Genomic DNA, 22,430 nt, shown 5'->3' on the forward strand with positions numbered 1-22,430 from the left:
TCCTCTAAAATTTCTGACTTTAGGTTATTTTTCTGGGGCGGGGCCAACAGCGACAGTAATATGACATGTCGGCTTGCGAATTTGGTAAGCTCTACCTTGCGCCCTTGGTTGGAATCGTTTCAGGACAGGCCCTTGGTCGGCATAAGCCTGAGTAATTATTAGTTGAGTCCGATCTAAGCCAGCGTTGTGTTCGGCGTTCGCAGCAGCGCTTCTGAGAACCTTCAATATGGGTTCAGTGGCGCGATAGGGCATGAATTCCAGGATGATTAACGCTTCTCGATAGGATAGCCCGCGGATTTGATCCAGTACACGACGCACTTTCAAGGGGGAAATGCGTATAAAACGGGCGATCGCTTTGACTTGAGTAGTATCAGTAGCCATAATTTTCTCCATTTTTGTCATTTGTCTTTTGTCATTTGTCACTTGTCTTTTGTCCTTTGTCTTTTGTCATCTGTCATCTGTCCTTTAAGTAATTGACTAATGACTAATGACTAATAACTAATGACCAATAACCAATGACCAATGACTAATGACTAATGACTACCTACCTGATTTTTTGTCGCTTTTTCCATGACCCCTGTAGGTGCGTGTTGGGGCAAATTCACCCAACTTGTGTCCTACCATCTGTTCATTTACAAATACTGGAACGTGTTGGCGTCCGTTATGAACAGCTATGGTATGACCAACCATTAGAGGCAAAATTGTCGAAGCTCTTGACCAAGTTTTAATAACTTCTTTTCTGTTATTGTCGTTGAGCTTTTCAATTTTCTTAAGGAGATGATCCGCAACGAAGGGACCTTTTTTTAGAGAACGACCCATAGTTCAATTTTGGATTTAGGATTTTGGATTTTGGATTCAGATTTCGGATTTTGGATAATTTAGATATCTAATTGGTCTGGAAAAATTTTTAATTTTAATTCACTAGACCCCAATCTAAAATCCAAAATCTCAAATCTAAAATTCTATGACTCACGACCACCACGACCGCGTTTAGAAGACTTACGGCGACGACGCACAATTAATTTGCTGCTGAGTTTCTTCTTATTGCGTGTCTTTGCACCCAAAGTCGGTTTACCCCAAGGTGTTACAGGTCCGGATCTACCAATTGGCGCCCTACCTTCACCACCACCATGTGGGTGATCCACTGGGTTCATGACGCTACCTCTGACCTTAGGACGACGGCCTTTCCAGCGATTTCGCCCTGCTTTACCTGCACTGAGGTTTCTTGCGTCGGTGTTGCCTACTTGCCCAATGGTGGCGTAGCACTCGCGCCGAATCAACCGGACTTCTCCTGAAGGTAACTTGAGAGTTACATAATTGCCTTCTTTTGCCACTACTTGGGCGGTAGCACCAGCAGCACGTACAATTTGACCACCTTTGCCGGGGGTCAGTTCTACGTTGTGAACACTAGTACCCAAGGGAATATTCGACAAGGGTAGGGCATTACCATCTTCAAAGGGAGACTCAGGACCGGCGATAATTGTTGTCCCAACTTTCAAGCCGTTGGGTTGGAGGATATAGCGTTTTTCGCCGTCTTCGTAATGCACCAGGGCAATCCGGGCATTGCGGTTAGGATCGTATTCAATTGCTACGACTTGGGCGGGAATATTACGTTTATCTCTTTTAAAATCGATGATCCGGTAAAGCTGTTTGTGTCCGCCACCCCGGCGACGACTGGTAATCCGCCCTTTATTGTTCCGACCTTTGGGGCGATGTACGTATTCGGTTAGAGATTTTTCTGGCTCAGTTTTAGTGATTTCCGAAAAGTCGGAAATCGTAACTTGGCGAGTGCTAGGGGTATAGGGGCGATAAGAACGAGTACCCATAATCTATTTTGGATTTTGGATTTTGGATTTTGGATTTACTGAATTTTGGATTTTGGATTTTCGATTTAATGAGTGTTTAACTAATTACAACCATCAATGGTACTTTTTCAGTAAACTCCTCAATCTAAAATCTAAAATCTACAATCTAAAATTCCTAGACATCTGGGAATAGAACTTGTCTAATCTTGTCTACATCCCCAGGTGCGACGGTAACAATCGCTCGCTTATATAGGGGCTTATAACCAACAAATTTTCCAACACGCCGTTTTTTACGTGGTGGTACTGCGGTATTTATTTTTACAACCTTGACTTGAAATAAGTCTTCGATCGCAGCCTTGATTTCTGGCTTAGATGCTTTTGGAGTTACTTCAAAGGTGTATTTATTCTGCTCCATTAGGATCGTCGCTTTTTCGGTAACAATTGGGCGACGCACTAAATCGGCGAGGTAGCGGGGGTCAAAGCTAGGCACTGTAGACCTCCTGAATTTTTTCTAAAGCTGATGTTGTAACTACAATCTTGTCAGCGTGCAGTAAATCGTAAACATTCAACTGGTCAGCTGCAATTAGCTTTAAATTTTCAATGTTGCGGCCTGACAAAGAAACGTTTTCCGGAAACTCAGACAATATTAATAGTGTCTTATTCTCTGGTGCTGCTCCCCAACGAGCCAATGCTGCTACTAAATCTTTGGTTTTTGGACGTGATAGCTGTTCGCTAAATTCTTCGACCACAATCAAATCATTCAAGCGATCGACAAACGCTGTCCGCAGTGCCAAACGCCGCTCTTTGCGGTTCATTTTCAGGTTAAAATCTCTGGGTTTTGGTCCAAAGATCACACCACCACCACGCCATAGGGGTGAACGAATCGATCCAGCACGAGCGCGACCAGTACCTTTTTGCCGCCAAGGTTTGCGTCCGCCGCCTCTAACTTCCGAACGAGTTTTTGTACTGGCAGTTCCTTGACGAGCATTGGTAGTTTGCCGTACTAAAGCGCGGTGTACAATATGAGACGCTGTTTCCTCTTTTGCAACTCGCAATTCAAAGCTCGTCTGGCCGACTTGTTCTCCTTGCCAATTTTTAACTACACTTTCAACCATTTTTAGTCCTTAGTCATTAGTCATTAGTAGAGACGCGATTAATCGCGTCTGTACAATAGTCATTAGTAGAGACGCGATTAATCGCGTCTGTACAATAGTCATTAGTCCAAATCTTGACTGTTGACTATTGGCTAGTGACTACTTACCAACTTTCTTTGCAGGTACAACACTTACTAGAGCGCCTGGTTTTCCAGGAATGGCTCCTTTAATTAGCAATAAGTTGCGTTCTGGGTCTACTCGCACTATTGTCAGCTTGCGAATTGTGACGCGGGTACCGCCTAAACGCCCTGCCATCCGCTTACCTGGATAGACACGACCGGGTGTAGTACCAGCACCAATAGAACCAGGCGCTCTATGATTTTTAGAACCGTGTGACATCGGTCCCCGACCAAAGTTGTTGCGCTTTTGGTTACCCGCAAAGCCGCGACCGATGCTCGTACCGACTACATCTACAATTTGACCTGCACTAAAAATATCTGCTTTAATCTGCTGACCTAAAGCATAATCACCAGAGCTATCGGTGTGATACTCATTCAAATGACGCAATGCTGGGGCAGATGATTTAGCTAAGTGACCCAACAATGGTCTGTTCAGCGCCTTTGGTTTAACTTCGCCATAACCAACTTGAATGGCGGCGTAACCATCGGTTTGTTTTGTTTTAACTTGTGTAACAGTGCATGGCCCTGCTTGAATAACGGTGACAGGAATGGCTACTCCTGCCTCGTCAAATATTTGGGTCATGCCCAGCTTGGTGCCGAGAATACCTACAGACACAGTAACTGGTTCTCCTTTCTACTTGCTGACCTTGGAATCCGACTCTAGAGGACACGCTTTGTACGCGTCAGTTTAGGCTACAGCCTGCGAAATTTGGAACGGTCTCAACCCCTCCAAATACTTTGGGACACAACAAACCGTGTCCGTACTGCTTGGTGAATCTGTTTAGTTTCACTCACGAGTTCACCAGAACAGCCACAAGTTTCTTCCCTTTGGGAAGGAGTAACTTCTGGAATCAATGCAAGGCGCTACAGCTTTGAGCTGTGTGCAGCAATGCTTTCGTCCAAGCAATTGCTCTGGCACTTTTTGCAGGCAGCGTTGCCGCTGGGTTTTCGATTTGTATCTGCCCAAAGGACGGCTTCCGTGAGGTTGACGACTGCCTTGTTGCAGTTGGACTTAGGCGGGTTTTACCACCCAGTATCCATTGGCTGAGACTAAACACAATGCCATGAAATTAGCATTGCTACTCAGTTTTTAGTTTCCTAAACACCTTAAACTATTGTTTAAGATTTTGCCTACTTTTGCAGAGGCGCACGATTTAACCTAGTCTGAAGCCGGGGATTAGCTGTGCTTTATCCTCCACAAGCTCCAATGTTAACCTGAAAGCTTTCTTAGTTTACCAGCCTATGAACAATCTAAATAAGATTATCATCTTTGAATTGACTAATCAGTCTTTGATGCTAATACTATTTCAGAATTACCTTAGGAAGGCAAGCTAATTTGCACGTTTGGTCACAATCTAATAATATAAATCATTTATTTATAATTGTCCAATAATTTTTTTGAAGAATTGGGAGTGGGGAGTGGGGAGTGGGGAGTGGGGAGATGAGGGAGTGAGGGAGTGAGGGAGTGAGGGATAAGAATTAATAACCAATCCTCAGTCCCCATTCCCCATTCCCCATTCCCCATTCCCCATTCCCCATTCCCCATTCCCCATTCCCCATTCCCCAAAAAAATGCTTTATCTATCGGTTCACGGTAAATAATAGAGATATCTAAGGCGGGATAAGACGAAAATCTATGGCACTAATTACCACTGGCAACGCTTTAATCCGGGATCTGGAAAAATTTGGCGCTCTTGGAGTGTATGTACCTCTGGAAGGAGGTTATGAAGGTCGGTATCAGCGCCGACTTCGTGCAGCTGGCTATACTACGCTGCACATTACCGCTAGAGGACTGGGGGACGTAGCTGCGTATCTGACAAGAGTTCATGGAATCAGACCTCCTCATCTGGGCAAAAAAAGTACTGGTAGCGGTGCAGCGGTAGGTTTTGTATACTATGCACCACCACTTCTGAGTACTCATTTAGAACAGCTACCACCAAAGTCAAAAGGGCTGGTTTTGTGGATTATTGAAGGAAATATTCTTTCCGACCAGGAAATTGAATATTTAGCAAACTTGCCTAACCTAGAACCACGGGTGAAAGTAGTTATTGAGAGGGGTGGCGATCGCGCTTTCCGTTGGACTTCTCTAGAAAAGACCCTGTTAGCTAGTTAGTCCTTTGTCATTAGTCATTTGTCCATTGTCATTTGTCCATTGTCATTTGTCTTTTCCTAATGATCAATGACTAATAGACCTCTTGCATAAATCAAAAATAAAGAACCCCACCCCGCATTTGCTGACGCAAACGCCCCCCTCCCCGCTAGCGGGGAGGGGTTGGGGGTGGGGTGTTAAAGACTTTTGCAAGAGGTCTAATGACTAATGATTAAATTCAATTAGCATTTCGATAGTGCTGATCCGAAAACCGCAAGATGCAAACAAACGCCGCGAGGCTTCGTTTGCATTTGCTGTATCTAGCCGAATTTGCTTGACGCCCATTTGAGAAAACCGTTCAATAGTTTGCATTACCATTTGTCGGGCAATTCCGTTTTGCCGATGTTCTGGCTCAACCCAAATATCATGAACAAAAGCAAATTGTTCTAACCGATAAATGGGGATTTCTTGCTCAATTGTCGCCACTAGAAACCCTACAAGTTGCCCTTCCTTTTCCGATACCAAAAATACACTGCTATCGCTATTTGCCAAGCGCGTTAACCATTTTTCATAGCGCTGTTCTGGATGGCTTAGGAAACCATATTTGGCGGAATCCCAAGACTCATGCAAAGCGCAAATTTTGGCAACCATTGGTAAAACTGCGGGTACGTCGGTTGTGGTAGCTGGGCGAATCAGCATAATACAATTTTGGATTTTGGATTTTGGATTTTGGATTGGAAATTAGCTTGGTGTGTCTACATTTTGTCAATCTATTTTAAAGTTTCTAATCTTGTTGGTGAGCAAATTTATAACCACCCCAGAGAGAAAGAGCGATCGCCACTACTAACAAAATCGGTATGCTGTACCAAGGAAACTGGGACAAGGGTAAATGAGCAGCTGCACGTAGTCCAATGCTGGCATAGGTTAGTGGTAACAGGTAAACTACAACTTTCAGGGCTGCTGGTAATGTACCAGGGTCAAAGAAGGTCGCTCCTAAAAAAGACATGGGGATGATTATAAAGTTGTTGTAGAGTCCGACTGATTCGAGCGATCGCACACTCAACCCCACAATCACTCCTAACCCAGCAAATACAGCACAATTCAGTATAAGTAAAACGAGAAATATCGGATTCAGAAAATTCCAGTTTCCGGTCAAAAGTACCGCTACTAAAATTACGGAACCGGATGTCATCAACCCCCGCACTACTCCAGCCAGCATTTTGCCAATATGCAATGCTAACGGATGTATAGGAGTTAACAACAATTCCTCGAACGTTTTGCTAAATAATCTGTCTCCACAAATGGAAAATGTCGTCCCACCAAAGCTAATAGTCATGGACGACAGCGCCACCATCCCTGGTAACATAAATTCTAAGTAATTGTTATAGTTACCACTAATTGCTGAACCTGGTTTGATCGAACTACCCAAACCTAAGCCAAAAGCTAAAATATATATCAGTGGAGATATTAAGCCTGATGCAGCAACTTGTACAATTCTCACACGTAAATCTAGCCAATCTCCCCAAAAAATAGTTAGACTATCAGCTAGGAGAATTTGAAATTGCGAAGTTTTAAACCTCTTGTTGGATAATAATGCTTTTTGAAATTTCACTTGCTTCTAGTTACGTATCAAAATTGTATTCAAGGTTAATTTACATTGTTTGATACATCAATTACTAGGGGCAACAAAAATTTCTCGAACTAAAACTTTGATTTAACTGAAAAGCAAATTTTATTTAGACTATCTGTGCATAATAAAAATGTGTTAAAATTAATGAATTCATTTATAAATAATCCGCTTTCAGATGTGGGTTACAAGTCAAACACCATAACTTTAATAGCTAATAAAAATTTGTTAATCAGCAAATCAATAAAAATACTCGCCAATTATTGCAGATGGAAACAACCAACAAAGTTGAAATTATATCTAGACATCTAGAGAACTGGCGATTTTAGCAATTTAACAAGAGTATTACACAGACAGTCCGAGGCAATTACAATTAAGACTAGGCATACTGAAAGAGGGAGAAAACTTTAGAACACTCCCTGCCCAATTGGCGTGAAGGTGATTAAGCAACAATGAGACGTAAATCTACTGGTAGATCGGCTACTACTTCTAAACCCTCTGCTTTCCAATCCCCTATGTTTAACCTCTTCACTATTGCAATTATGGGAGGGGTGCTAATTTTGGGAATTGGTATTGGCATTGCTTTTAGTTCTACAACCACGTTAGCTCCATCAAATGTGGCTTCCCGTGAATTTATTGATACCAAAGCACCAAATCCTGAGATTTGTGTGCAGTATGGGGCAAGTGCGATGGTGATGGACGCTAGACTGTTCGTGACTCTCAACCCCTTCAATGTCTATGTTTCTCAGCCGAGTATGCGTCCTGGATGCGTGATCCGACAAAATAACTGGGCACTTTTAGAGCAACGTAAACTGGTGACATCTGACCAAGTAAGAGATTGCAAGAATCGTTTAAATACCTTTGGCTTTACAGGTAACTTGGACAGTGACAAACCTGATATTAGATGCATATATCAGAATGAAGCTGCTCAAAACTTCTTCACAGCTCAACCAGGAGCAGTTGGAACACCTCAGGAAACGGATAGATTTTAGATTTGGGTATGGGGCATGGGGCATTGGGCATTGGTTATTTCTCCCCCTGCCTCCCCTGCTCCCTTATCTCCCCACTCCCCACTCCCCACTCCCCACTCCCTATCTACTTTTAGGAAGCGGCTGGCCAAACTCAATGACTTGGGGGTTGCGAACATTGGGGGCTGTTGGAACTGGAAATTCAGACACACCGAAAGTAGGAATGCTATTCAATGTACCGGGTTGATTTGGGAAAGAAGGAGGGGGAAGAATAAAACTGGGTTGTTGAGAGGGTGTATTGGGGGTCAGGGGAGGTACAGTTACAAAAGGTTGAGTTGAATTAGTGATAGTTGTTGAGGGTAGCTGACTTGATATAGGCGGAGCTGTGAGTAGGGGCGGTTGTGAGTCAGGAGTAATTACGGGTAGATTAGTAGGCGGTTGTGAGTTAGTAGTAATTACGGGCAGCTTAGTAGGCGGTGTTTGAGGTGGTTTTTTGGATGAGGGTGCTGAGTTTGCCGGTTTTACGGCAGTGCTTTTACCAGAAATGATAGGACGTAATACCCAGCGAGTGGGGTTTTTTCGGGAAAGTGGTTGCAGTTGTACCTGTTTGGGATTTAAAACAGTTCCTGGTGCTAAATCTAGAACAATACGTGTGGCGTTTTCATTGAGTTGAGAAACACGAATGCTTTTGATGGCTCCAGAATAATTTTGTTGGGTGGTAATATTGCCCAACTTAGTATTCGGTAAATCTACAACTAGGCGAGGTGGTTGGGCTAAGTAGAAATAACGAGGGGTTGTGGCTATTGAGAGAGTGATTTCGAGCTGTTGTGTTTTGGGGGAAAAACGCCAATTATCTAGCTTTGCCAATGGTGTAGCAGCAATGCTGGAAGTTTCAAGGGCGATCGCTGCATAAAAACCGAATACACTGAAGCTAAGTAGCTGTTTGCTCCAGTGGCAATCCCAGGTCTTTAATCTCTGAGCCATTTTTAATTATGCCTTTGATATTGATTTCTGAGGAATTTCTAGTATAAGCTATGAATTAAATTATACTTTTAACTTTTGATAGCAGAATTCAGAAGTCAGAATTAAAAAAAGCTCTTGGCTTGGCTTTGAGAGTGAAGTTGTGGATAATTGAGGGAGCAGTGGGTAGGAGGAGATTAGGAAGAAAAAACTCTTCACTCAGCACGGGCTAAATGCCCCGCTACCGCTAACAGCACCCCCAATGCTCTAATGATTGTTGGACTTCTGAGATTTTTCCTCAATTTTTTCTGGCATAGCAGTAAATTTTAGAGTTTGTGGGATGCCATTGAGAGTTAATTGCCCTGGTATACTACCTCTCTCTGCTAGTTGCATTTGAATTGTGACTGAGTTAAGAGAATCGTTCTGGGAGTCAGGGATATTGCAAAGGATTGATCTATTAATTTTCCCAGATAAATTTAACTGTTGATTTTTCAAGATGCCTGTCAGAGAGTGCTTTTCGTCAATATCGTCGTTAGCGTTTGCTGGTAATATAGAGGCATTTAAGTAAATACCTGACTGCTGAATATTTAATGTCAAGGTGTCTGATTTTTCACAGTTGGGCAAATCTTCAGCTAGTGTTAGACGATAGCGATCGCTAACCTTAGGAGGAGCTTTGAGATTGTTTTCTCCATAAGCGGTTACAGTTTTAAACAGCAGTAGCACTGAGCTGATGGCTACTCCGTAAAAAGCTAAAGATTTGAAGTTGAAATGATTCATGATCTCAACTCCTGAATTGTTGGCTCTTGACTAGTAACCTCAGGAATCAGGGAAGCCAGATGAGCGGTGACTTGACTGTAGCGGCGGGTAATCAACAGGGAAGAGCGGCATTGGATGGCTAGTTGATCTGTATATCTTCCCAAGGTTTGACGCTCAATACCCCAAGTGCGGCTGGTGCCAGCAATTGTCAAGTCTACATTTTTTGAGGCTTCGACTACGGCTTGGATGGGATCTGGGGCTTGGACAACTTTGATTTCTATGCGATCGCGTACACTACTTGGTAATTGCTCGATCATCATGTCCAGTTCATAACTCAATTCATCTTTGAGGCGATTTTCTGGTAAAACGTGTAAAATCTGCAACATACAAGTTTCATGATTGATTAGGAGTCTCAAAGCAAGTATTAATGCTAAATCATCGTGGATATTTGCAGAATAAGGCACTAACAAGCTTTCTAATCGCTCACTTCCTCGGTCTACAAACACTGCTACATCCACTGGCGCAGTAGTGAGAATTTGACCAACTCTTCCCCCTAAGCGGTTGCTACTAAAAGCTGGCCGATGCCATCCCACGAGAATTAAATCAACTTGGTCTAATGCGGCAATCTGTGCTGTTTCTCGTGCAACATTGCTGGATGTGCGAACGATGGGATGCACGTAAGAGCGTGTTTCTGGAGGTTCGAGAGTATTAATCAATTCTTGTAGCTGCTGGCGGCGCTGGGCGATTAATCGATCTGCTTCAACTGGGGTACTCTCAAAGGCATAGTCTTCTTCAAATTCAATCAAGCTGAGGGGATGCACAACAGCTGGTTGTCGATAGTTGAGAGCGATGCCTACGGCGGGCTGCGCCAAGGCTACTGCCAACTGTACCAAACCTTTTTGGGTATTTGGATTAGCTACTGGTACTAAAATCCGGTAGGAACGAGGGTGAGTTTCATTTTCAGCAGTGATATGTTCTGTATCTAGATTTATTTCGGTTTCTGCTTCTGACTCCGGTTCCACTAAATCTAACCTGATCAGCTTTTTCGGATAAGTCCATTCCAACAGTGGCGAGGTCATAAATGTAGTTACCAGCGCCATAATTACCAGCATGGTAAATATTAACGGGGAAATTACTCCTAACTCCAGACCAATATTTAGCACTATCAACTCGGTCAAGCCGCGAGTATTCATCAACCAACCGAGTGCCGAGGCTTCCCGTTTATTAATGCCACTGACACGAGCCGCGATATAAGTGCCAAAATATTTACCTACGATCGCTACTGCTAAAACCAATGCACACAATAGCCATAATTCTGGGCGGTTCAGCAAGCCAATCTGCGTCCGCAAACCACTGTAGGCAAAAAATATTGGCAGCAAGAATATCAGAACAAAATCTTCGGTTTTTACTGCCAATTCCCGCACTAAATCTTCATTTTTGGGCATTGCTGCGCCGAGTAAAAATGCTCCAAAGATTAAGTGAATGCCAATTAATTCAGTGATTAGTGCAGATGCAACCACTGCCATGTAAATCCCAGCTAACACTAATTGGCTGAGGCGTCCCGCACGCTGATAATGTTTGGCAAGTCCTTGGAGGAACCAACGTCCCACCGTCAGCATGAAGCCGATGTAGACTATGCTCTCAATAATTGTGGGTACTGCACCAGCAAAATCGCCAGTCCGAGCTACAGCGATCGCAACTGCTAATAAACACCAAGCTGTGACATCATCCACCGCTGCACAAGTTAAGGCTAATGTTCCTAAGCGGGTTCCTTGTAAATTACTCTCAGTAATGATTCGTGCCAACACTGGAAAAGCAGTAATCGACATCGCCGCGCCCAAAAATAAGGCGAAGGCGGTAAACGATACACTAGCGTTGGAAACCAGGGGATAAAGCACCACCGCTAGTAATGTTCCTAAGGAAAACGGCACCAAAATACTGACATGAGAAGTTAAAACTGCCACTTCTAGCTGACCGCTGAGGTATTTTGGATTTAGTTCTAACCCAATCAGAAACATGAAAAATATTAGTCCCACCTGAGACAAAACATTTAGAAAAGGAATAGTTTCTGGTGGAAATAAGGTAACTGCTACATGGGGAGCTACTAAACCAAATAAAGATGGGCCTAGCATAATCCCAGCGACAATTTCACCAATTACCAGCGGTTGCTTAATAGAACGAAATCCTAGCCCTACTAGCCGTGAAAGTCCAATAACAATCAGTACCTCAACCAGAACGAGAATAACTATGTGCATGGTTTCCTCAAGAGTAACTATCTGGTTTCCCTAAGATAATTGTTTAAAAGACTGGAAAATGTCAACCCCTGCTCTTACCGAGAGACTACACAAATTAGAAATTCAGAATTCAAAATTCAGGCATTAACACCTGCATAAATCAATTTATAGCCTTGTACGATTAATTAGGAATTACGAATTATTCGGTCAAGTTTGTAATATCCCCCAAGGTTAATTTGTGCTTATTTGTGATGTCAGTTGCTGTTAGTTGGAAAGGGAGTGGTAAGTATGGAATCTGAACTAGTGTAATCCAATCAATTGCAAAATGCTGTCAGTACTACTATTAGCTTTTACTAGTTAGAGCTTCATAATTTACCTAATAATTAGGTAATTATTATCAGGAATTGATTGTTAATTTTCTATTGAGATTGACTTAAGCGGTAGATTTATCATAGCTTGTGCCGTGCAACAAAAAGGCAATCAAGGGTGATGCCATGAGTGTAGTAACTACAGCCATAATAACCATAATAGTGAATAAAGTGGGGGTAATTATACCTTGTTCAAGACCAATATTGAGGATGATTAACTCCATTAAACCGCGGGCATTCATCAGAGCGCCGATAGTTGCTGATTCGCGCCAATTTTCTCCTGCTAATTTTGCTGCCAACATACAAGCAATGCCTTTACCGATAATTGCGATCGCCAAAATTAACAGGGTAATTCCCCATAATGCAGGTGTGTTTACTAGTCCGATTTGTGTGTTCAATCCAGAAAAGACAAAAAATATCGGCAGCAAAAAAGAAGTGGTGAAAAACTCTGTATATTGTCGAATTTGTTGAGCAAATTCCCCGCGTGGTGTTACTGCTCCCAACACAAACGCACCGAATATTGCATAGATACCTGTGATATCAGTAAACCATGCACAAAACATCAAAACTATCAAGAATAAAGTCAAAGTTTGTCTACTCACACCTGCATCACGTTTTGTCATGCGGGTGAAGACTTTAAGTACACGTTGCCCGATAAAAATAGCAAAAAGCACGTAGCAAATGCCACCACCAATTGCTAAGATGGCGATGTTGATGGAATTTTTCACACTAGCAAGGACGATCGCCAATAAACACCAAGCAACTCCATCATCTACCGATGCTGCGCCTAAAGCCAAAGTCCCGAAGCGAGTTTGTGCAAGTCCGCGCTCGTAAAGAATCCGAGCTAACATCGGAAAAGCCGTGATTGTCATCGACGCGCCCAGATATAAAGCGGCTGACCAAGGCACTACTTTTGGTTGAAAGAAATTGCCATTGTGATATAACCAAAAAGAAGCGATCGCTCCTAAGATAAAAGGAGTAATAATCCCGGCAGCAGATAACAAACCTGCGCTTTTGATATGGTGTTTTAAGAGTTTTGTGTTGAACTCTAAACCAATCAAAAACATATAAATTGCCAATCCAATTTGACTAATGGCATATAAAATCGACATCGATGGATTGGGTATCTTGTCTCCTAAAGCAGTAATAATCGGCAGCTTAGGAAATAGCCATTGCTGGAAATCTGGTGCAATCAAACCTAGAAGTGATGGCCCTAGCATCACACCTGCAATCATTTCGCAAACAACATCAGTTTGACCAAGATAGCGGCGTCCTAAAATCGTAACTATGCGACAAGTGGCTAAAATTACCGTGAGTTGCAGAAAGAGTCGAATAACCAGATCAAAATTTGACATTGTATTTTATTGAGCAGAAATTAAATCTGAGTAAGGTAGATAATAATACAGATATATTTTTTTAGCACAGTAATCCTCATAAGTGCCAAATAGAATACAAAGGTAGGGGCGCACAGCTGTGCGCCCCTACGATTATCTGTATTCTATTGTGTTAAAAATTGCTCTAAGACACGGCTACAGACACAAGTATTTAGAAACGTAGATAAAATGTAACTATTAACAATTAAAAATTACAACCACTCTCCACCCCGGAAACGCCAACGGAGAAATATAATTCGCATCAGGCTTTGGGAAGTAATAAAAACTGCTAACCAGACGACGCTATAGTGCAATAAAAAATCTGTTGCTGACAGTTCTTCCTTAGGTAAAGGTATTGGTAAGAAGCCAAACAGTTTAATTCCACAAAATACAAATATTAATTCCCAAATCCCAGCTAAAACTTGATAAACTGCCGGCCAATCTCTGTCCCAGCGGAATTTTTGGAGATAGTTATAAAGCACATCCCAACCTAAACCAAAGATAGCAACATAACCAAGTATCCAAAAATAAACTGAGTTAGCACCAGAACCAATCAAACCAATTGCAAAGGGTAAAGATACGAGTACGCCTACAGTTGCAAGTAATAATAATCGAGTTTGCCAGCGGCCGAATAAGGTTGGTGTCATAGGAGTAATTTTAGATTTTAGATTTTAGATTTTAGATTTTGGATTTGAGATTTTTGTTTCAATCCAAAATCCAAAATTCAAAATCTAAAATTGGCACGGTTTTAGGTGGTAATCAAATTTAGAGAATGATAACTTGCGATCGCATCCCAATTTATTACATCTTCTAACAAGGCTTGATAACCTAGTGTATTGGGATGAAGTCCGTCATCACTCAAGCGTTTGAGACGCCAAGCTTCACCGCGTTCCATCCACATATCAAAAATATCTAAATAGGGAATTTGCCGTTTATCACAAGCAGTGCAAGTTGCTTCTTTGTAGCGGTACTGATCGGCATGATTATAGTAAAAACAATCTAAAAATGGCATTTTAGCTTCATCCACTGGCACCATACCGACAAATAACACAGGACAGAGTTGCTGTGCCAAATCTAGCAGAGAAGCGATTTCGTTTTCAAATACGGTGAAATCTGTGTAAATTCGTCCATCGGGACGCGCCAAACGCGCTGAGTCATTGACGCCTACTGATAAAATAATCAAGTCGGGAACACGATTTCGCAACTCACCGCGATGGCGAAATTCAACTTCTAGCCTTTGGGCTACTTGTTGCGTGCGATCGCCCCTGACCCCTAAATTATAAAGAACATGACCCGCACTATCCGGCAACATCCACCATCGCCGTAGTTGCTCAATCCAACCGCCTTTTTCCGGGTCACCAAATCCATATATTAAGCTGTCCCCCAGTGCGACAATCTTCATTGGCTGAAAGTGTTTTGGTGGTACAGACAGCTGCATTGAGGAAGATGCTGAAAATGTTTGCATTTAAGAACTATATTTTATATCTATTCAAGATTCTATACATTTCTATACCATACATGGCTATCTTTAAAGATCCAAGCATCCATGAGGTTTCTAGTTTTTGATGTGGTTGCAAGGTTAATATTGCCACAGTTGAGGCTTTGAGGTTAAACTTTGAGCCTTTGAGGCTGACGGTTGCGGCTTTGATGCGGAAAATTGCGGCTTTGAGGCTGACGGTTGCGGCTTTGAAGTTAAACGTTGAGCCTTTGAAGCTGACGGTTGCGGCTTTGATGCGGAAAATTGCGGCTTTAATCCTCGAAATTGCGTCTTTGAGGCTGACGGTTGCATCTTTGATCCTGGAAGTTGCGGTTTTGAGGCTCAAGTTTGGAGTTTGATACTGAAAATAGCATAGCGATGTCTACGACGGGCTACCCCTACGCACCACGTTTCAGGTTATTTTAGGGATAATCGCCCTATCTTCTCTAAATTTACCCATCTGATTTTTCTATAATCTCTAATAATTCCTCTTTGGTTTGCTTGGCGAGTTGAACGCTGGTGATAGTAGCCAGTGCGCCCCCTCCGGCTGTGAGACTGGCTTGAGAAACTTTGTTGAAATAGAGCAATCCTACACCGCCTAACGTCATCATTGCAGAAGCGGCGGTGACACTCAAGGCAAGATTAAAGGTTAATTTTGCTTGGCGTAATAATTCTTGCATCAATTCTGCTTTTAAATTTTGATAATTAGGATTTTGCATTGTTAAAGTCCTGACTATTTCACTGTAGAATTTTGATATTGTTATCCTAATAATGATTATCCAGATATTCCAGGGCAAACAAGGTTAAATATTATTGTTTATCTGCCCTCTAATTTAGGGCAATTAAGGTTACCTGCAAAACCTATCTGCCCTAGACACCAAATTTAAAATTTATTTAGATTTTATTAGTTTTATTCTTATTTTAAAAATTGATTATGCTTGATTCCGATAAAGTAAAGGCTAGTGAAGTAGGAAAAACTCGGCTTCGAGAAGCCATGAAGCAAGCCCAATTGACTCAAGAAAAACTAGCATCGAATACTCATGTCAGCATTGATACCATTAAACGTCTGCTTGGGGTTAAACCTGCTCCTAATGGAGTCGAGAGATGGTCAGTAAAGAATATTGCTAATTATTTAAATATTAGCCCGTTAGATATAGTTGACCCTCAAGATTGGTATCAAAATCTGCAATTATCACAAGAGTTTGAAGTACTCATTAAAGAAAAGATTCGCTCCTTTTGCGGACGTAAATTTGTGTTTGATGCTTTTAAAGATTTCTTGAATAAATATCCCAAGGGTTATTTTACGGTAATCGGGGATGCTGGGATGGGGAAAAGTGCTATAGCTGCAAAATATGTTGATGAAAAGAAAGCTATTTGTTACTTTAATGTTTTGCAAGAAAGAAACAATCGCCCGGAATTATTTATCAAAAGTATTCGTCAACAGCTAATTAACCGCTATCAATTAGAAAATGCCGATAATGATGATTTATCAGCTTTGTTAATTAAAGCTAGTAGCAAAATTCTTAATAATGAACCCTTGGTAATTGTAATTGATGCGTTGGATGAAGTAGAGCAAGCACCAGGGGCAGAAAATATTTTATATTTGCCTAAGACTCTGCCAGATAAAGTTTATTTTTTGCTGACGAGGCGACGCTATGAACCGGGTAAAAATCGATTATATACTGAAGGTGCCGAGCAGATAGAGTTAGATTTAAACGCAAGCCGATATAACAAAGACAATCGTGATGATATTCAAGAATATATTCGCTTTTTTCTCAATCATGATGTAGATTATAAAGCCGGATTGCTCAAGTGGATTCAAGACCGCGATATCAACCGTGAGGCTTTTGTTGAGCAGGTAGCGGCAAAAAGTGAAAGTAATTTCATGTACCTGCGCTATGTCTTACCGGGAATTGCTAAAGGTGAATATAATGATTTTAATTTAAAGCAATTACCAGATGGTCTTCAACAATATTATCAAACTCATTGGGTGCGAATGAATATGGATTCTGCACCTAATAAAATTATGGTGATTATCCTGTATATTCTAGTAGAAATTGGTACGCCGATTCCTTGTGAGATGATTGCTGATATTGCCCAGGAAGATGAATATGAAGTGCAACAAATTTTAAATAAGTGGTTTGAATATTTAAAGCAACAAAGGATAGATGGAGACACTTGTTACAGCATCTACCATGCTAGTTTTCTAGACTTTCTCAAATCAAAACCGATTTTAGATACAAAGCGTCAGCTAATTAAAGAGGTGAATCAACGTATTGTTGATTACTGGGAACGGGAGAGAGAGGACGATGACGAAAACTGAGAAGAAATCAACAGGAAAAAAATCCTACTCCCGCAAAGCTTATCTGGGCAGATATCCTTATAATTTGGTAAGTTCGGGAAATTTAGAAAAATATTATCAAACGCTGACTGATTTTGAATTTTTAACGGCAAAGATTAATCATCCTGAGTTTGGGGTACAGGCGCTAATTGAAGATTACGATTTGATTGATGATGCAGAAGCATTAAATAACCCTAAAAAAGTCAAAAGTCTGAAATTGATTCAAGGTGCATTAAGGCTATCAGCGCATATTTTAGTAACAGATAAGCAACAGTTAGCCAGTCAATTACAGGGAAGGTTATTACATCAGAAAACGTCAGAGGAGATTCAGGCATTATTAACACAGATAAAGCAAAAAATAACTACTCCTTGGCTGTGTCCCTTGACCCCAAGCTTAACGCCACCAGGAGGACGCTTACTCCGCACACTCACTGGTCATAGTAACTCGGTAAATGCCGTCGCCGTCACCCCCAATGGGCAACAGGTGATTTCTGCATCCCGTGACAACACCCTCAAAGTCTGGAATTTGGCAACTGGGGAGGAACTATTCACTCTCACTGGTCATAGTGACTCGGTAAATGCCATCGCCGTCACTCCCAATGGGCAACAGGTGATTTCTGCATCCTTGGACTCCACCCTCAAAGTCTGGAATTTGGCAACTGGGGAGGAACTATTCACCCTCACTGGTCATAGTGACTGGGTAAATGCCGTCGCCGTCACCCCCAATGGGCAACAGGTGATTTCTGCATCCCGTGACAGAACCATCAAAGTCTGGAATTTGGCAACAGGGGAGGAACTATTCACCCTCACTGGTCATAGTTACTTGGTAAATGCCATCGCCATCACCCCCAATGGGCAACAGGTGATTTCTGCCTCCAATGACGACACCCTCAAAGTCTGGAATTTGGCAACAGGGGAGGAACTATTCACCCTCACTGGTCATAGTGACTGGGTAAATGCCGTCGCCGTCACCCCCAATGGGCAACAGGTAATTTCTGCCTCCAATGACGGCATCCTCAAAGTCTGGAATTTGGCAACTGGGGAGGTCATTGCCACTTTTACAGGAGATAGTCCCATTTATTCCTGTGCAGTTGCACCAGACGGTATGACAATTGTAGTTGGGGATTCTTCAGGTAAAGTGCATTTTTTACGTCTTGAAGGAATGGCAGGGGAATGAGGAGAGAAGTAATTTTATCTGCCAAAGATTTCATCAACAGTAATACTGACATCAGGGAAACCTGGAATTGTTAAACTTTGACCGCTAGCGAACTTTTGCAGATGCTGATATCCTACGGCTGTTGGTTGTTGATAAACTTCGACAATTTCCTCGTTAATATCTACTAACCAAACTTCAATAATGTTTGCTTGTGCATACAAAGGAATTTTCTCTTCCCGGTCATACAAAATAGTCGAATCAGCCACTTCAATTAATAAAAAAATATCCTGGGGTTGGGGGTGTGCTGTGGCGTAGAAATCATCACGGAGTTTGAGTAATGCCACATCTGGCTGAGGTTCTGAGTTATTGTTCAACGCAACCGGATTTTGAGAAGCAAGTATAATGCGTTTTCCCAACAGTTGAATTAAGAGATTAACTAGTCGATTTACACAAGCAGCATGTTTTGTCCCAATAGGCGACATCTCAATAATTTCTCCCTTAATCAATTCCACCCGGTCATCCTCTGTCAGAATCCCGGACTCAACCATTTTATGATATTGTTCAACTGTAAATTTCCGTCTTAGCAATTGTACAGACATCGCTACCTCTACTGTCTTTTAATAGTTTGTATTATCTAATTGAATCTCTTAAATGAAGCAATTTTAGTCAACATCAATGTAGGATGAACCAGCACAAGACCCATTTTTAGAACAATTATGTCAAGGATATACTGAAGATGAAGTTACTGAAATCAAGCAATACTTAGCTGGCTGGGATGCTTCTACATATATCAGTGTTTCTCAAAGTATTCTAGACCATCTTCAGAGAAAAGAGTTCGACCCATTAAGATATTTAAGAAAAGCTGATAACTTTAATAAGAAGAGAGCAGTAAGGGTTCCAAAAACTGGATATCGCTCGGATGGTTCAGCAGTTTATCGCAAAGGTAATGAATATTTAATTGTACGAGCTGATAAATTTGGAGTAGAAAAAATCGTTACTTATGGACTCAATGATGACTGAAGCAGCTTTAAATACTCACAACCCGGAAATTAAAAGAGATTATATTGTTCAATTATTAGAAGAGTTAAGCCAGGATTACCGCAATACTAAACAAGAACGCAAAGAAATTGCTACTTTATATTTGACTTCTGAAGAAGAATTTTCAATTTTAGAAGAAATAGAACTTTTAACAGTAGATATCAGAGGTTACGCCAGTCAAATTCAAATACGAGGTTGGATTGAAAATAAACAACAGGCTATTGATAAGTTACAAAATCTACGAGTCTTTGAGATTCCAGTTATTGCTGAGTTTTATTTTGCCAATCCTCAAGCATACGGACAAATCAAAGCCTACTTGCAAATGTTAGATTACTTGCGTTTATTGATTATTGAGTATCTGCAACTCAACCAAAAATCACAACCTGAATTTGTTTAAATTACAGATGATTGCAACAGGCGTGAGGTACAGGGGTAGGGGCACAACATGTTGTGCCCCTACTTCATTTACCTGAAATACGCTGTATATTTATCAGCTACGCCGTAGTAATTATGATAAGCGATCGCCATTACACCAAAGAGCGATCGCTTTAACTCTAATTTCTAAATTTCTCCCCTACTCTTGTACAGACGCGATTCATCGCGTCTCTATCTCCTCCCTTTTTCAACCTAGCACTGTTGAAATAGCTCTGTAAAACTTTTCGACGCGGCTTCAGATTTTGCTACAATCTCCACAACTTTATTGCGTGCAGCTGGTTCTGACAGCGCCTCGACGCAAACTTGGGCGACTTTTTGGCGAGGAAGGCTACCCTCAAACAGGGTATCAGCACCCTGCATCACAATGGAGTCGGTATTATCTTCATTCTTTAAGCCACCAGGCCGGACAATCGTATAAGTAAGACCACTTTTCTGGATGTATTCTTCAGCTTGCTTTTTCCACACCAAAATCAGCCAAAACAAATTCAGTGGATGGAACAGCAAAGAAGTACACAAAGAAGAAACAAAGACAAAATGCTCAATCCCCTTAGCCTTAGCAGCATCGACTAAATTTTTCGTACCTTCAAAATCCACTTTATAGGGGCCAGTGGGGTCAAAGCTAGGTTTCGCGCCAGTCGCAACCAACACAACTGTGCTATCTCCCAACGCAGCAGTCAGAGTTTCTGGTTGTAACACGTCGCCTAGCACCAATTCAGCCTCCGGAGACAGAATACCCCTAGCTTTTTCTATATCCCGCACCAGAGCTATGACAGGAATATTCCGCGCTACCAATTCTTGCACGATCCGGCGACCTGTTTCACCTGTTGCCCCTGCTACAAATGCTTTCATGAGAAATGCTATCCTGGGAAACTATTGTGTGCTTGTTCAGTTCCTTAATTTTAGTAATTCTATGGAGTCGATGGCAGATTATTGAGGTTTCTGTCAAAATAGGATATTTGTGCGAAACTAACCAAGTCGGCAGGGAATTATTAATATAGACAAACGCCAAAGTATACAGTAATGCATTTATGCTTTTAAGAAACGGCGAATACCAATCCTTGGAAATAACAGAAACAGTTTTACCAGTAGCGTCCAGCCAAGAAGAAGCAAACGAGACATTAACACAAGCAAATGTAGCGACGCTAACAAAATTTTACGGTCGTTATCAAGACTGTATGGAAATGTTTGCCCCAGCAGAAAAGGTTGCTGAGTACCTCAATTCTCACAATTCATGGTTTTCGCGCTGCGCTGAACCGATGAAGGTGCAACAGTTGGGGGAAAATGGCTATGCTCTAACAATTGGTCGTTTTGGTTCTTTTGGTTATGAAGTAGAACCAAAAATTGGTTTGGAATTATTGCCTCCAGATGAAGGTATTTACCGCATCCGCACAATTCCCATCCCTGATTACCATCCGCCTGGTTATGACGTAGATTACCGAGCATCCCTCAAGTTAACAGAAAACGTCGCAAGTGATGTTTCTACTGATATTGGCGAAGTGACCAGAGTTGAATGGGAGTTGGATTTAGTAGTTTATATACACTTTCCCAGGTTTATTCAGCGATTACCCAAGTCTTTAGTTCAATCTACAGGCGATCGCTTACTTAATCAAATCGTCCGCCAAGTCTCCCGCCGCTTAACTCGCAAAGTCCAAGAAGATTTTCATAAAACTTTGCAAATACCCTTTCCTGTCAACTCCAAGAAAAAGCGGTGACTCAACTGATTTTGGATTTTGGATTTTGGATTTTGGATTTGTTTCACACACAAGAGTTAAAACAAATCCAAGAAATCTAAAGGTGGTAGTTAACAGTTTTTTGTCCCTTGTCATAAACCAATGACAAAGGACAAATGACCAATGACTATGCTTTAGTGAGAATTCTTTGGATAATTTGCACTCCAGTCACTGCCTGCCAAGCAAAAAGTCCCAAAAGCGTGAAATTCAACAAAATGTGAGTTGCACGCGCCCAATTTGCTCCTTTTTGCATATAGGGAGACAAAGCCGCTGAAAATGCAATCAAACCCGTCATCCCCAATCCTGCTAGCAGGTGAGGCCCTACAAATAACTTGCCATTGTTGATGTAAGTGACAGCCATCCCTCCAATTGCACCTGTCACCATCAAAGCTAGGAGTATAGACCCGATTTGATAATGTCTGACGTTATATCTACCTTTAATCAGTTCTTTCTTTTCTTCTCCCTGAGCATTTCTGGTACGCTGTACTTGCAACCCTAAATACGCAGCATAAATTGAGACTGCCAATAGCGCCCACATAATCAGTGGATGAAAGAAGTTCAGCCAATATTTCACCGACGGAGAAAGTTCCAGACTCATCGTGTCCTCGCCCAATTATTAAATCTTCATAAAAATTAGCATAACTCTATTGTCTGTGCTTAAAGTTGCAGAATCAGAATTCAGAATTCAGAATTCAGAAGTCAGAATTCTGAATGCAATTGATTGGGGGTTCAGCAGAAAGTCGAGGCACTCGCTTGGGCTTGTTTTGGCTTAAGCTGAATTTTGAGGGTAGACGAATCAAA

At 41.7% G+C, this 22,430-nt stretch carries 25 protein-coding genes; 6 read left to right on the forward strand and 19 right to left on the reverse strand.

The window, feature by feature from the left end:
• Positions 1 to 24 precede the first annotated feature (24 nt).
• From rplV to rplC, 6 genes are all read right to left on the reverse strand, one after another.
• A complete protein-coding gene (gene rplV / locus IQ276_RS15570) occupies positions 25 to 381 on the reverse strand; it encodes a 50S ribosomal protein L22 (protein WP_073641948.1) in 357 nt (118 codons plus the stop codon).
• A 159-nt stretch (positions 382 to 540) separates the two neighbouring features.
• Positions 541 to 819 (reverse strand): 30S ribosomal protein S19, encoded by a 279-nt coding sequence (gene rpsS, locus IQ276_RS15575; RefSeq protein WP_073641947.1) that lies wholly within the window; start codon positions 817 to 819, stop codon positions 541 to 543.
• A 143-nt stretch (positions 820 to 962) separates the two neighbouring features.
• Entirely contained in the window at positions 963 to 1,826 is an 864-nt protein-coding gene (rplB, locus tag IQ276_RS15580; protein ID WP_190883307.1) for a 50S ribosomal protein L2, read from the reverse strand.
• 154 nt (positions 1,827 to 1,980) lie between these two features.
• The gene (locus tag IQ276_RS15585; RefSeq protein ID WP_073641945.1) at positions 1,981 to 2,295 is read right to left on the reverse strand and encodes a 50S ribosomal protein L23; all 315 of its coding nucleotides are present in this window, start codon (positions 2,293 to 2,295) and stop codon (positions 1,981 to 1,983) included.
• On the reverse strand, positions 2,288 to 2,920 hold the full coding sequence (gene rplD, locus IQ276_RS15590; RefSeq protein ID WP_190883306.1) for a 50S ribosomal protein L4: 633 nt from the start codon (positions 2,918 to 2,920) through the stop codon (positions 2,288 to 2,290). The genes IQ276_RS15585 and rplD overlap by 8 nt, the downstream gene beginning before the upstream one ends.
• Before the next feature lie 138 nt (positions 2,921 to 3,058).
• Positions 3,059 to 3,694, reverse strand: a complete 636-nt coding sequence (rplC, locus tag IQ276_RS15595; RefSeq protein WP_190883305.1) for a 50S ribosomal protein L3 — start codon at positions 3,692 to 3,694, stop codon at positions 3,059 to 3,061.
• Between the two features lie 1,019 nt (positions 3,695 to 4,713).
• On the opposite strand from rplC, the gene IQ276_RS15600 reads away from it, so the two are divergent.
• A complete protein-coding gene (locus IQ276_RS15600) occupies positions 4,714 to 5,190 on the forward strand; it encodes an NAD(P)H-quinone oxidoreductase subunit N (RefSeq protein ID WP_190883304.1) in 477 nt (158 codons plus the stop codon).
• Between the two features lie 201 nt (positions 5,191 to 5,391).
• Here IQ276_RS15600 and IQ276_RS15605 read toward each other — a convergent pair whose 3' ends face one another.
• Both IQ276_RS15605 and IQ276_RS15610 read right to left on the reverse strand, forming a co-directional pair.
• Positions 5,392 to 5,865, reverse strand: a complete 474-nt coding sequence (locus IQ276_RS15605) for a GNAT family N-acetyltransferase (protein WP_190883303.1) — start codon at positions 5,863 to 5,865, stop codon at positions 5,392 to 5,394.
• Between the two features lie 85 nt (positions 5,866 to 5,950).
• Entirely contained in the window at positions 5,951 to 6,778 is an 828-nt protein-coding gene (locus IQ276_RS15610; protein WP_193925297.1) for an ABC transporter permease, read from the reverse strand.
• 467 nt (positions 6,779 to 7,245) lie between these two features.
• On the opposite strand from IQ276_RS15610, the gene IQ276_RS15615 reads away from it, so the two are divergent.
• Positions 7,246 to 7,785 carry a DUF3172 domain-containing protein gene (locus tag IQ276_RS15615; RefSeq protein ID WP_073645687.1) on the forward strand — a complete coding sequence of 180 codons (540 nt, stop codon included), beginning with the start codon at positions 7,246 to 7,248 and terminating at the stop codon, positions 7,783 to 7,785.
• Between the two features lie 99 nt (positions 7,786 to 7,884).
• On the opposite strand, the gene IQ276_RS15620 is transcribed toward IQ276_RS15615, so the two are convergent.
• The 8 genes from IQ276_RS15620 to IQ276_RS15655 form a co-directional block, all read right to left on the reverse strand.
• Positions 7,885 to 8,745: an AMIN domain-containing protein gene (locus tag IQ276_RS15620; protein WP_235115699.1), complete on the reverse strand. Its 861-nt coding sequence runs from the start codon at positions 8,743 to 8,745 to the stop codon at positions 7,885 to 7,887.
• 243 nt (positions 8,746 to 8,988) lie between these two features.
• Positions 8,989 to 9,498, reverse strand: a complete 510-nt coding sequence (locus tag IQ276_RS15625) for a hypothetical protein (protein ID WP_193913483.1) — start codon at positions 9,496 to 9,498, stop codon at positions 8,989 to 8,991.
• Positions 9,495 to 11,732, reverse strand: a complete 2,238-nt coding sequence (locus tag IQ276_RS15630; protein WP_193913485.1) for a cation:proton antiporter — start codon at positions 11,730 to 11,732, stop codon at positions 9,495 to 9,497. The genes IQ276_RS15625 and IQ276_RS15630 overlap by 4 nt, the downstream gene beginning before the upstream one ends.
• A gap of 412 nt (positions 11,733 to 12,144) precedes the next feature.
• Positions 12,145 to 13,434, reverse strand: a complete 1,290-nt coding sequence (locus IQ276_RS15635; RefSeq protein WP_193913487.1) for a cation:proton antiporter — start codon at positions 13,432 to 13,434, stop codon at positions 12,145 to 12,147.
• Between the two features lie 230 nt (positions 13,435 to 13,664).
• Complete coding sequence (locus IQ276_RS15640; RefSeq protein ID WP_190882394.1) at positions 13,665 to 14,099, reverse strand: hypothetical protein; 435 nt, start codon at positions 14,097 to 14,099, stop codon at positions 13,665 to 13,667.
• A gap of 101 nt (positions 14,100 to 14,200) precedes the next feature.
• Positions 14,201 to 14,917, reverse strand: a complete 717-nt coding sequence (locus IQ276_RS15645; protein ID WP_228042788.1) for a GDSL-type esterase/lipase family protein — start codon at positions 14,915 to 14,917, stop codon at positions 14,201 to 14,203.
• 7 nt (positions 14,918 to 14,924) lie between these two features.
• Positions 14,925 to 15,275 carry a hypothetical protein gene (locus IQ276_RS15650; protein WP_193913489.1) on the reverse strand — a complete coding sequence of 117 codons (351 nt, stop codon included), beginning with the start codon at positions 15,273 to 15,275 and terminating at the stop codon, positions 14,925 to 14,927.
• A 106-nt stretch (positions 15,276 to 15,381) separates the two neighbouring features.
• Positions 15,382 to 15,648, reverse strand: a complete 267-nt coding sequence (locus IQ276_RS15655; RefSeq protein WP_193913491.1) for a TRADD-N-associated membrane domain-containing protein — start codon at positions 15,646 to 15,648, stop codon at positions 15,382 to 15,384.
• A 215-nt stretch (positions 15,649 to 15,863) separates the two neighbouring features.
• On the opposite strand from IQ276_RS15655, the gene IQ276_RS15660 reads away from it, so the two are divergent.
• Complete coding sequence (locus tag IQ276_RS15660; protein ID WP_193913493.1) at positions 15,864 to 17,252, forward strand: P-loop domain-containing protein; 1,389 nt, start codon at positions 15,864 to 15,866, stop codon at positions 17,250 to 17,252.
• A complete protein-coding gene (locus tag IQ276_RS15665; protein WP_235115700.1) occupies positions 17,239 to 18,447 on the forward strand; it encodes a WD40 repeat domain-containing protein in 1,209 nt (402 codons plus the stop codon). Before IQ276_RS15660 ends, IQ276_RS15665 begins: the two co-directional genes overlap by 14 nt.
• A 14-nt stretch (positions 18,448 to 18,461) precedes the next feature.
• Here IQ276_RS15665 and IQ276_RS15670 read toward each other — a convergent pair whose 3' ends face one another.
• The gene (locus IQ276_RS15670; RefSeq protein ID WP_193913497.1) at positions 18,462 to 19,025 is read right to left on the reverse strand and encodes a Uma2 family endonuclease; all 564 of its coding nucleotides are present in this window, start codon (positions 19,023 to 19,025) and stop codon (positions 18,462 to 18,464) included.
• 401 nt (positions 19,026 to 19,426) lie between these two features.
• Here IQ276_RS15670 and IQ276_RS15675 point away from each other — a divergent pair, with 401 nt between their 5' ends.
• Positions 19,427 to 19,861, forward strand: a complete 435-nt coding sequence (locus IQ276_RS15675) for a hypothetical protein (RefSeq protein ID WP_235115701.1) — start codon at positions 19,427 to 19,429, stop codon at positions 19,859 to 19,861.
• Positions 19,862 to 20,091: 230 nt separating this feature from the next.
• On the opposite strand, the gene IQ276_RS15680 is transcribed toward IQ276_RS15675, so the two are convergent.
• Positions 20,092 to 20,748 (reverse strand): SDR family oxidoreductase, encoded by a 657-nt coding sequence (locus IQ276_RS15680; protein ID WP_193913499.1) that lies wholly within the window; start codon positions 20,746 to 20,748, stop codon positions 20,092 to 20,094.
• Positions 20,749 to 20,927: 179 nt separating this feature from the next.
• Here IQ276_RS15680 and IQ276_RS15685 point away from each other — a divergent pair, with 179 nt between their 5' ends.
• Positions 20,928 to 21,611, forward strand: a complete 684-nt coding sequence (locus tag IQ276_RS15685; protein ID WP_193913501.1) for a DUF1997 domain-containing protein — start codon at positions 20,928 to 20,930, stop codon at positions 21,609 to 21,611.
• Positions 21,612 to 21,756: 145 nt separating this feature from the next.
• Here IQ276_RS15685 and IQ276_RS15690 read toward each other — a convergent pair whose 3' ends face one another.
• A complete protein-coding gene (locus IQ276_RS15690; RefSeq protein ID WP_193913503.1) occupies positions 21,757 to 22,227 on the reverse strand; it encodes a DUF4079 domain-containing protein in 471 nt (156 codons plus the stop codon).
• Positions 22,228 to 22,430: the final 203 nt, after the last annotated feature.

Source organism: Desmonostoc muscorum LEGE 12446 (assembly GCF_015207005.2).
GTDB lineage: Bacteria > Cyanobacteriota > Cyanobacteriia > Cyanobacteriales > Nostocaceae > Nostoc > Nostoc muscorum.

Excerpts from the sequence above, each read along its gene's own strand:
- rplV (WP_073641948.1), bottom strand. The coding sequence starts at position 381 with ATGGCTACTGATACTACTCAAGTCAAAGCGATCGCCCGTTTTATACGC.
- rpsS (WP_073641947.1), bottom strand. The coding sequence starts at position 819 with ATGGGTCGTTCTCTAAAAAAAGGTCCCTTCGTTGCGGATCATCTCCTT.
- rplB (WP_190883307.1), bottom strand. The coding sequence starts at position 1,826 with ATGGGTACTCGTTCTTATCGCCCCTATACCCCTAGCACTCGCCAAGTT.
- rplD (WP_190883306.1), bottom strand. The coding sequence starts at position 2,920 with ATGGTTGAAAGTGTAGTTAAAAATTGGCAAGGAGAACAAGTCGGCCAG.
- IQ276_RS15600 (WP_190883304.1), top strand. The coding sequence starts at position 4,714 with ATGGCACTAATTACCACTGGCAACGCTTTAATCCGGGATCTGGAAAAA.
- IQ276_RS15605 (WP_190883303.1), bottom strand. The coding sequence starts at position 5,865 with ATGCTGATTCGCCCAGCTACCACAACCGACGTACCCGCAGTTTTACCA.
- IQ276_RS15615 (WP_073645687.1), top strand. The coding sequence starts at position 7,246 with ATGAGACGTAAATCTACTGGTAGATCGGCTACTACTTCTAAACCCTCT.
- IQ276_RS15620 (WP_235115699.1), bottom strand. The coding sequence starts at position 8,745 with ATGGCTCAGAGATTAAAGACCTGGGATTGCCACTGGAGCAAACAGCTA.
- IQ276_RS15625 (WP_193913483.1), bottom strand. The coding sequence starts at position 9,498 with ATGAATCATTTCAACTTCAAATCTTTAGCTTTTTACGGAGTAGCCATC.
- IQ276_RS15630 (WP_193913485.1), bottom strand. The coding sequence starts at position 11,732 with ATGCACATAGTTATTCTCGTTCTGGTTGAGGTACTGATTGTTATTGGA.
- IQ276_RS15635 (WP_193913487.1), bottom strand. The coding sequence starts at position 13,434 with ATGTCAAATTTTGATCTGGTTATTCGACTCTTTCTGCAACTCACGGTA.
- IQ276_RS15640 (WP_190882394.1), bottom strand. The coding sequence starts at position 14,099 with ATGACACCAACCTTATTCGGCCGCTGGCAAACTCGATTATTATTACTT.
- IQ276_RS15645 (WP_228042788.1), bottom strand. The coding sequence starts at position 14,917 with ATGCAAACATTTTCAGCATCTTCCTCAATGCAGCTGTCTGTACCACCA.
- IQ276_RS15655 (WP_193913491.1), bottom strand. The coding sequence starts at position 15,648 with ATGCAAAATCCTAATTATCAAAATTTAAAAGCAGAATTGATGCAAGAA.
- IQ276_RS15660 (WP_193913493.1), top strand. The coding sequence starts at position 15,864 with ATGCTTGATTCCGATAAAGTAAAGGCTAGTGAAGTAGGAAAAACTCGG.
- IQ276_RS15665 (WP_235115700.1), top strand. The coding sequence starts at position 17,239 with ATGACGAAAACTGAGAAGAAATCAACAGGAAAAAAATCCTACTCCCGC.
- IQ276_RS15670 (WP_193913497.1), bottom strand. The coding sequence starts at position 19,025 with ATGTCTGTACAATTGCTAAGACGGAAATTTACAGTTGAACAATATCAT.
- IQ276_RS15675 (WP_235115701.1), top strand. The coding sequence starts at position 19,427 with ATGGACTCAATGATGACTGAAGCAGCTTTAAATACTCACAACCCGGAA.
- IQ276_RS15680 (WP_193913499.1), bottom strand. The coding sequence starts at position 20,748 with ATGAAAGCATTTGTAGCAGGGGCAACAGGTGAAACAGGTCGCCGGATC.
- IQ276_RS15685 (WP_193913501.1), top strand. The coding sequence starts at position 20,928 with ATGCTTTTAAGAAACGGCGAATACCAATCCTTGGAAATAACAGAAACA.
- IQ276_RS15690 (WP_193913503.1), bottom strand. The coding sequence starts at position 22,227 with ATGAGTCTGGAACTTTCTCCGTCGGTGAAATATTGGCTGAACTTCTTT.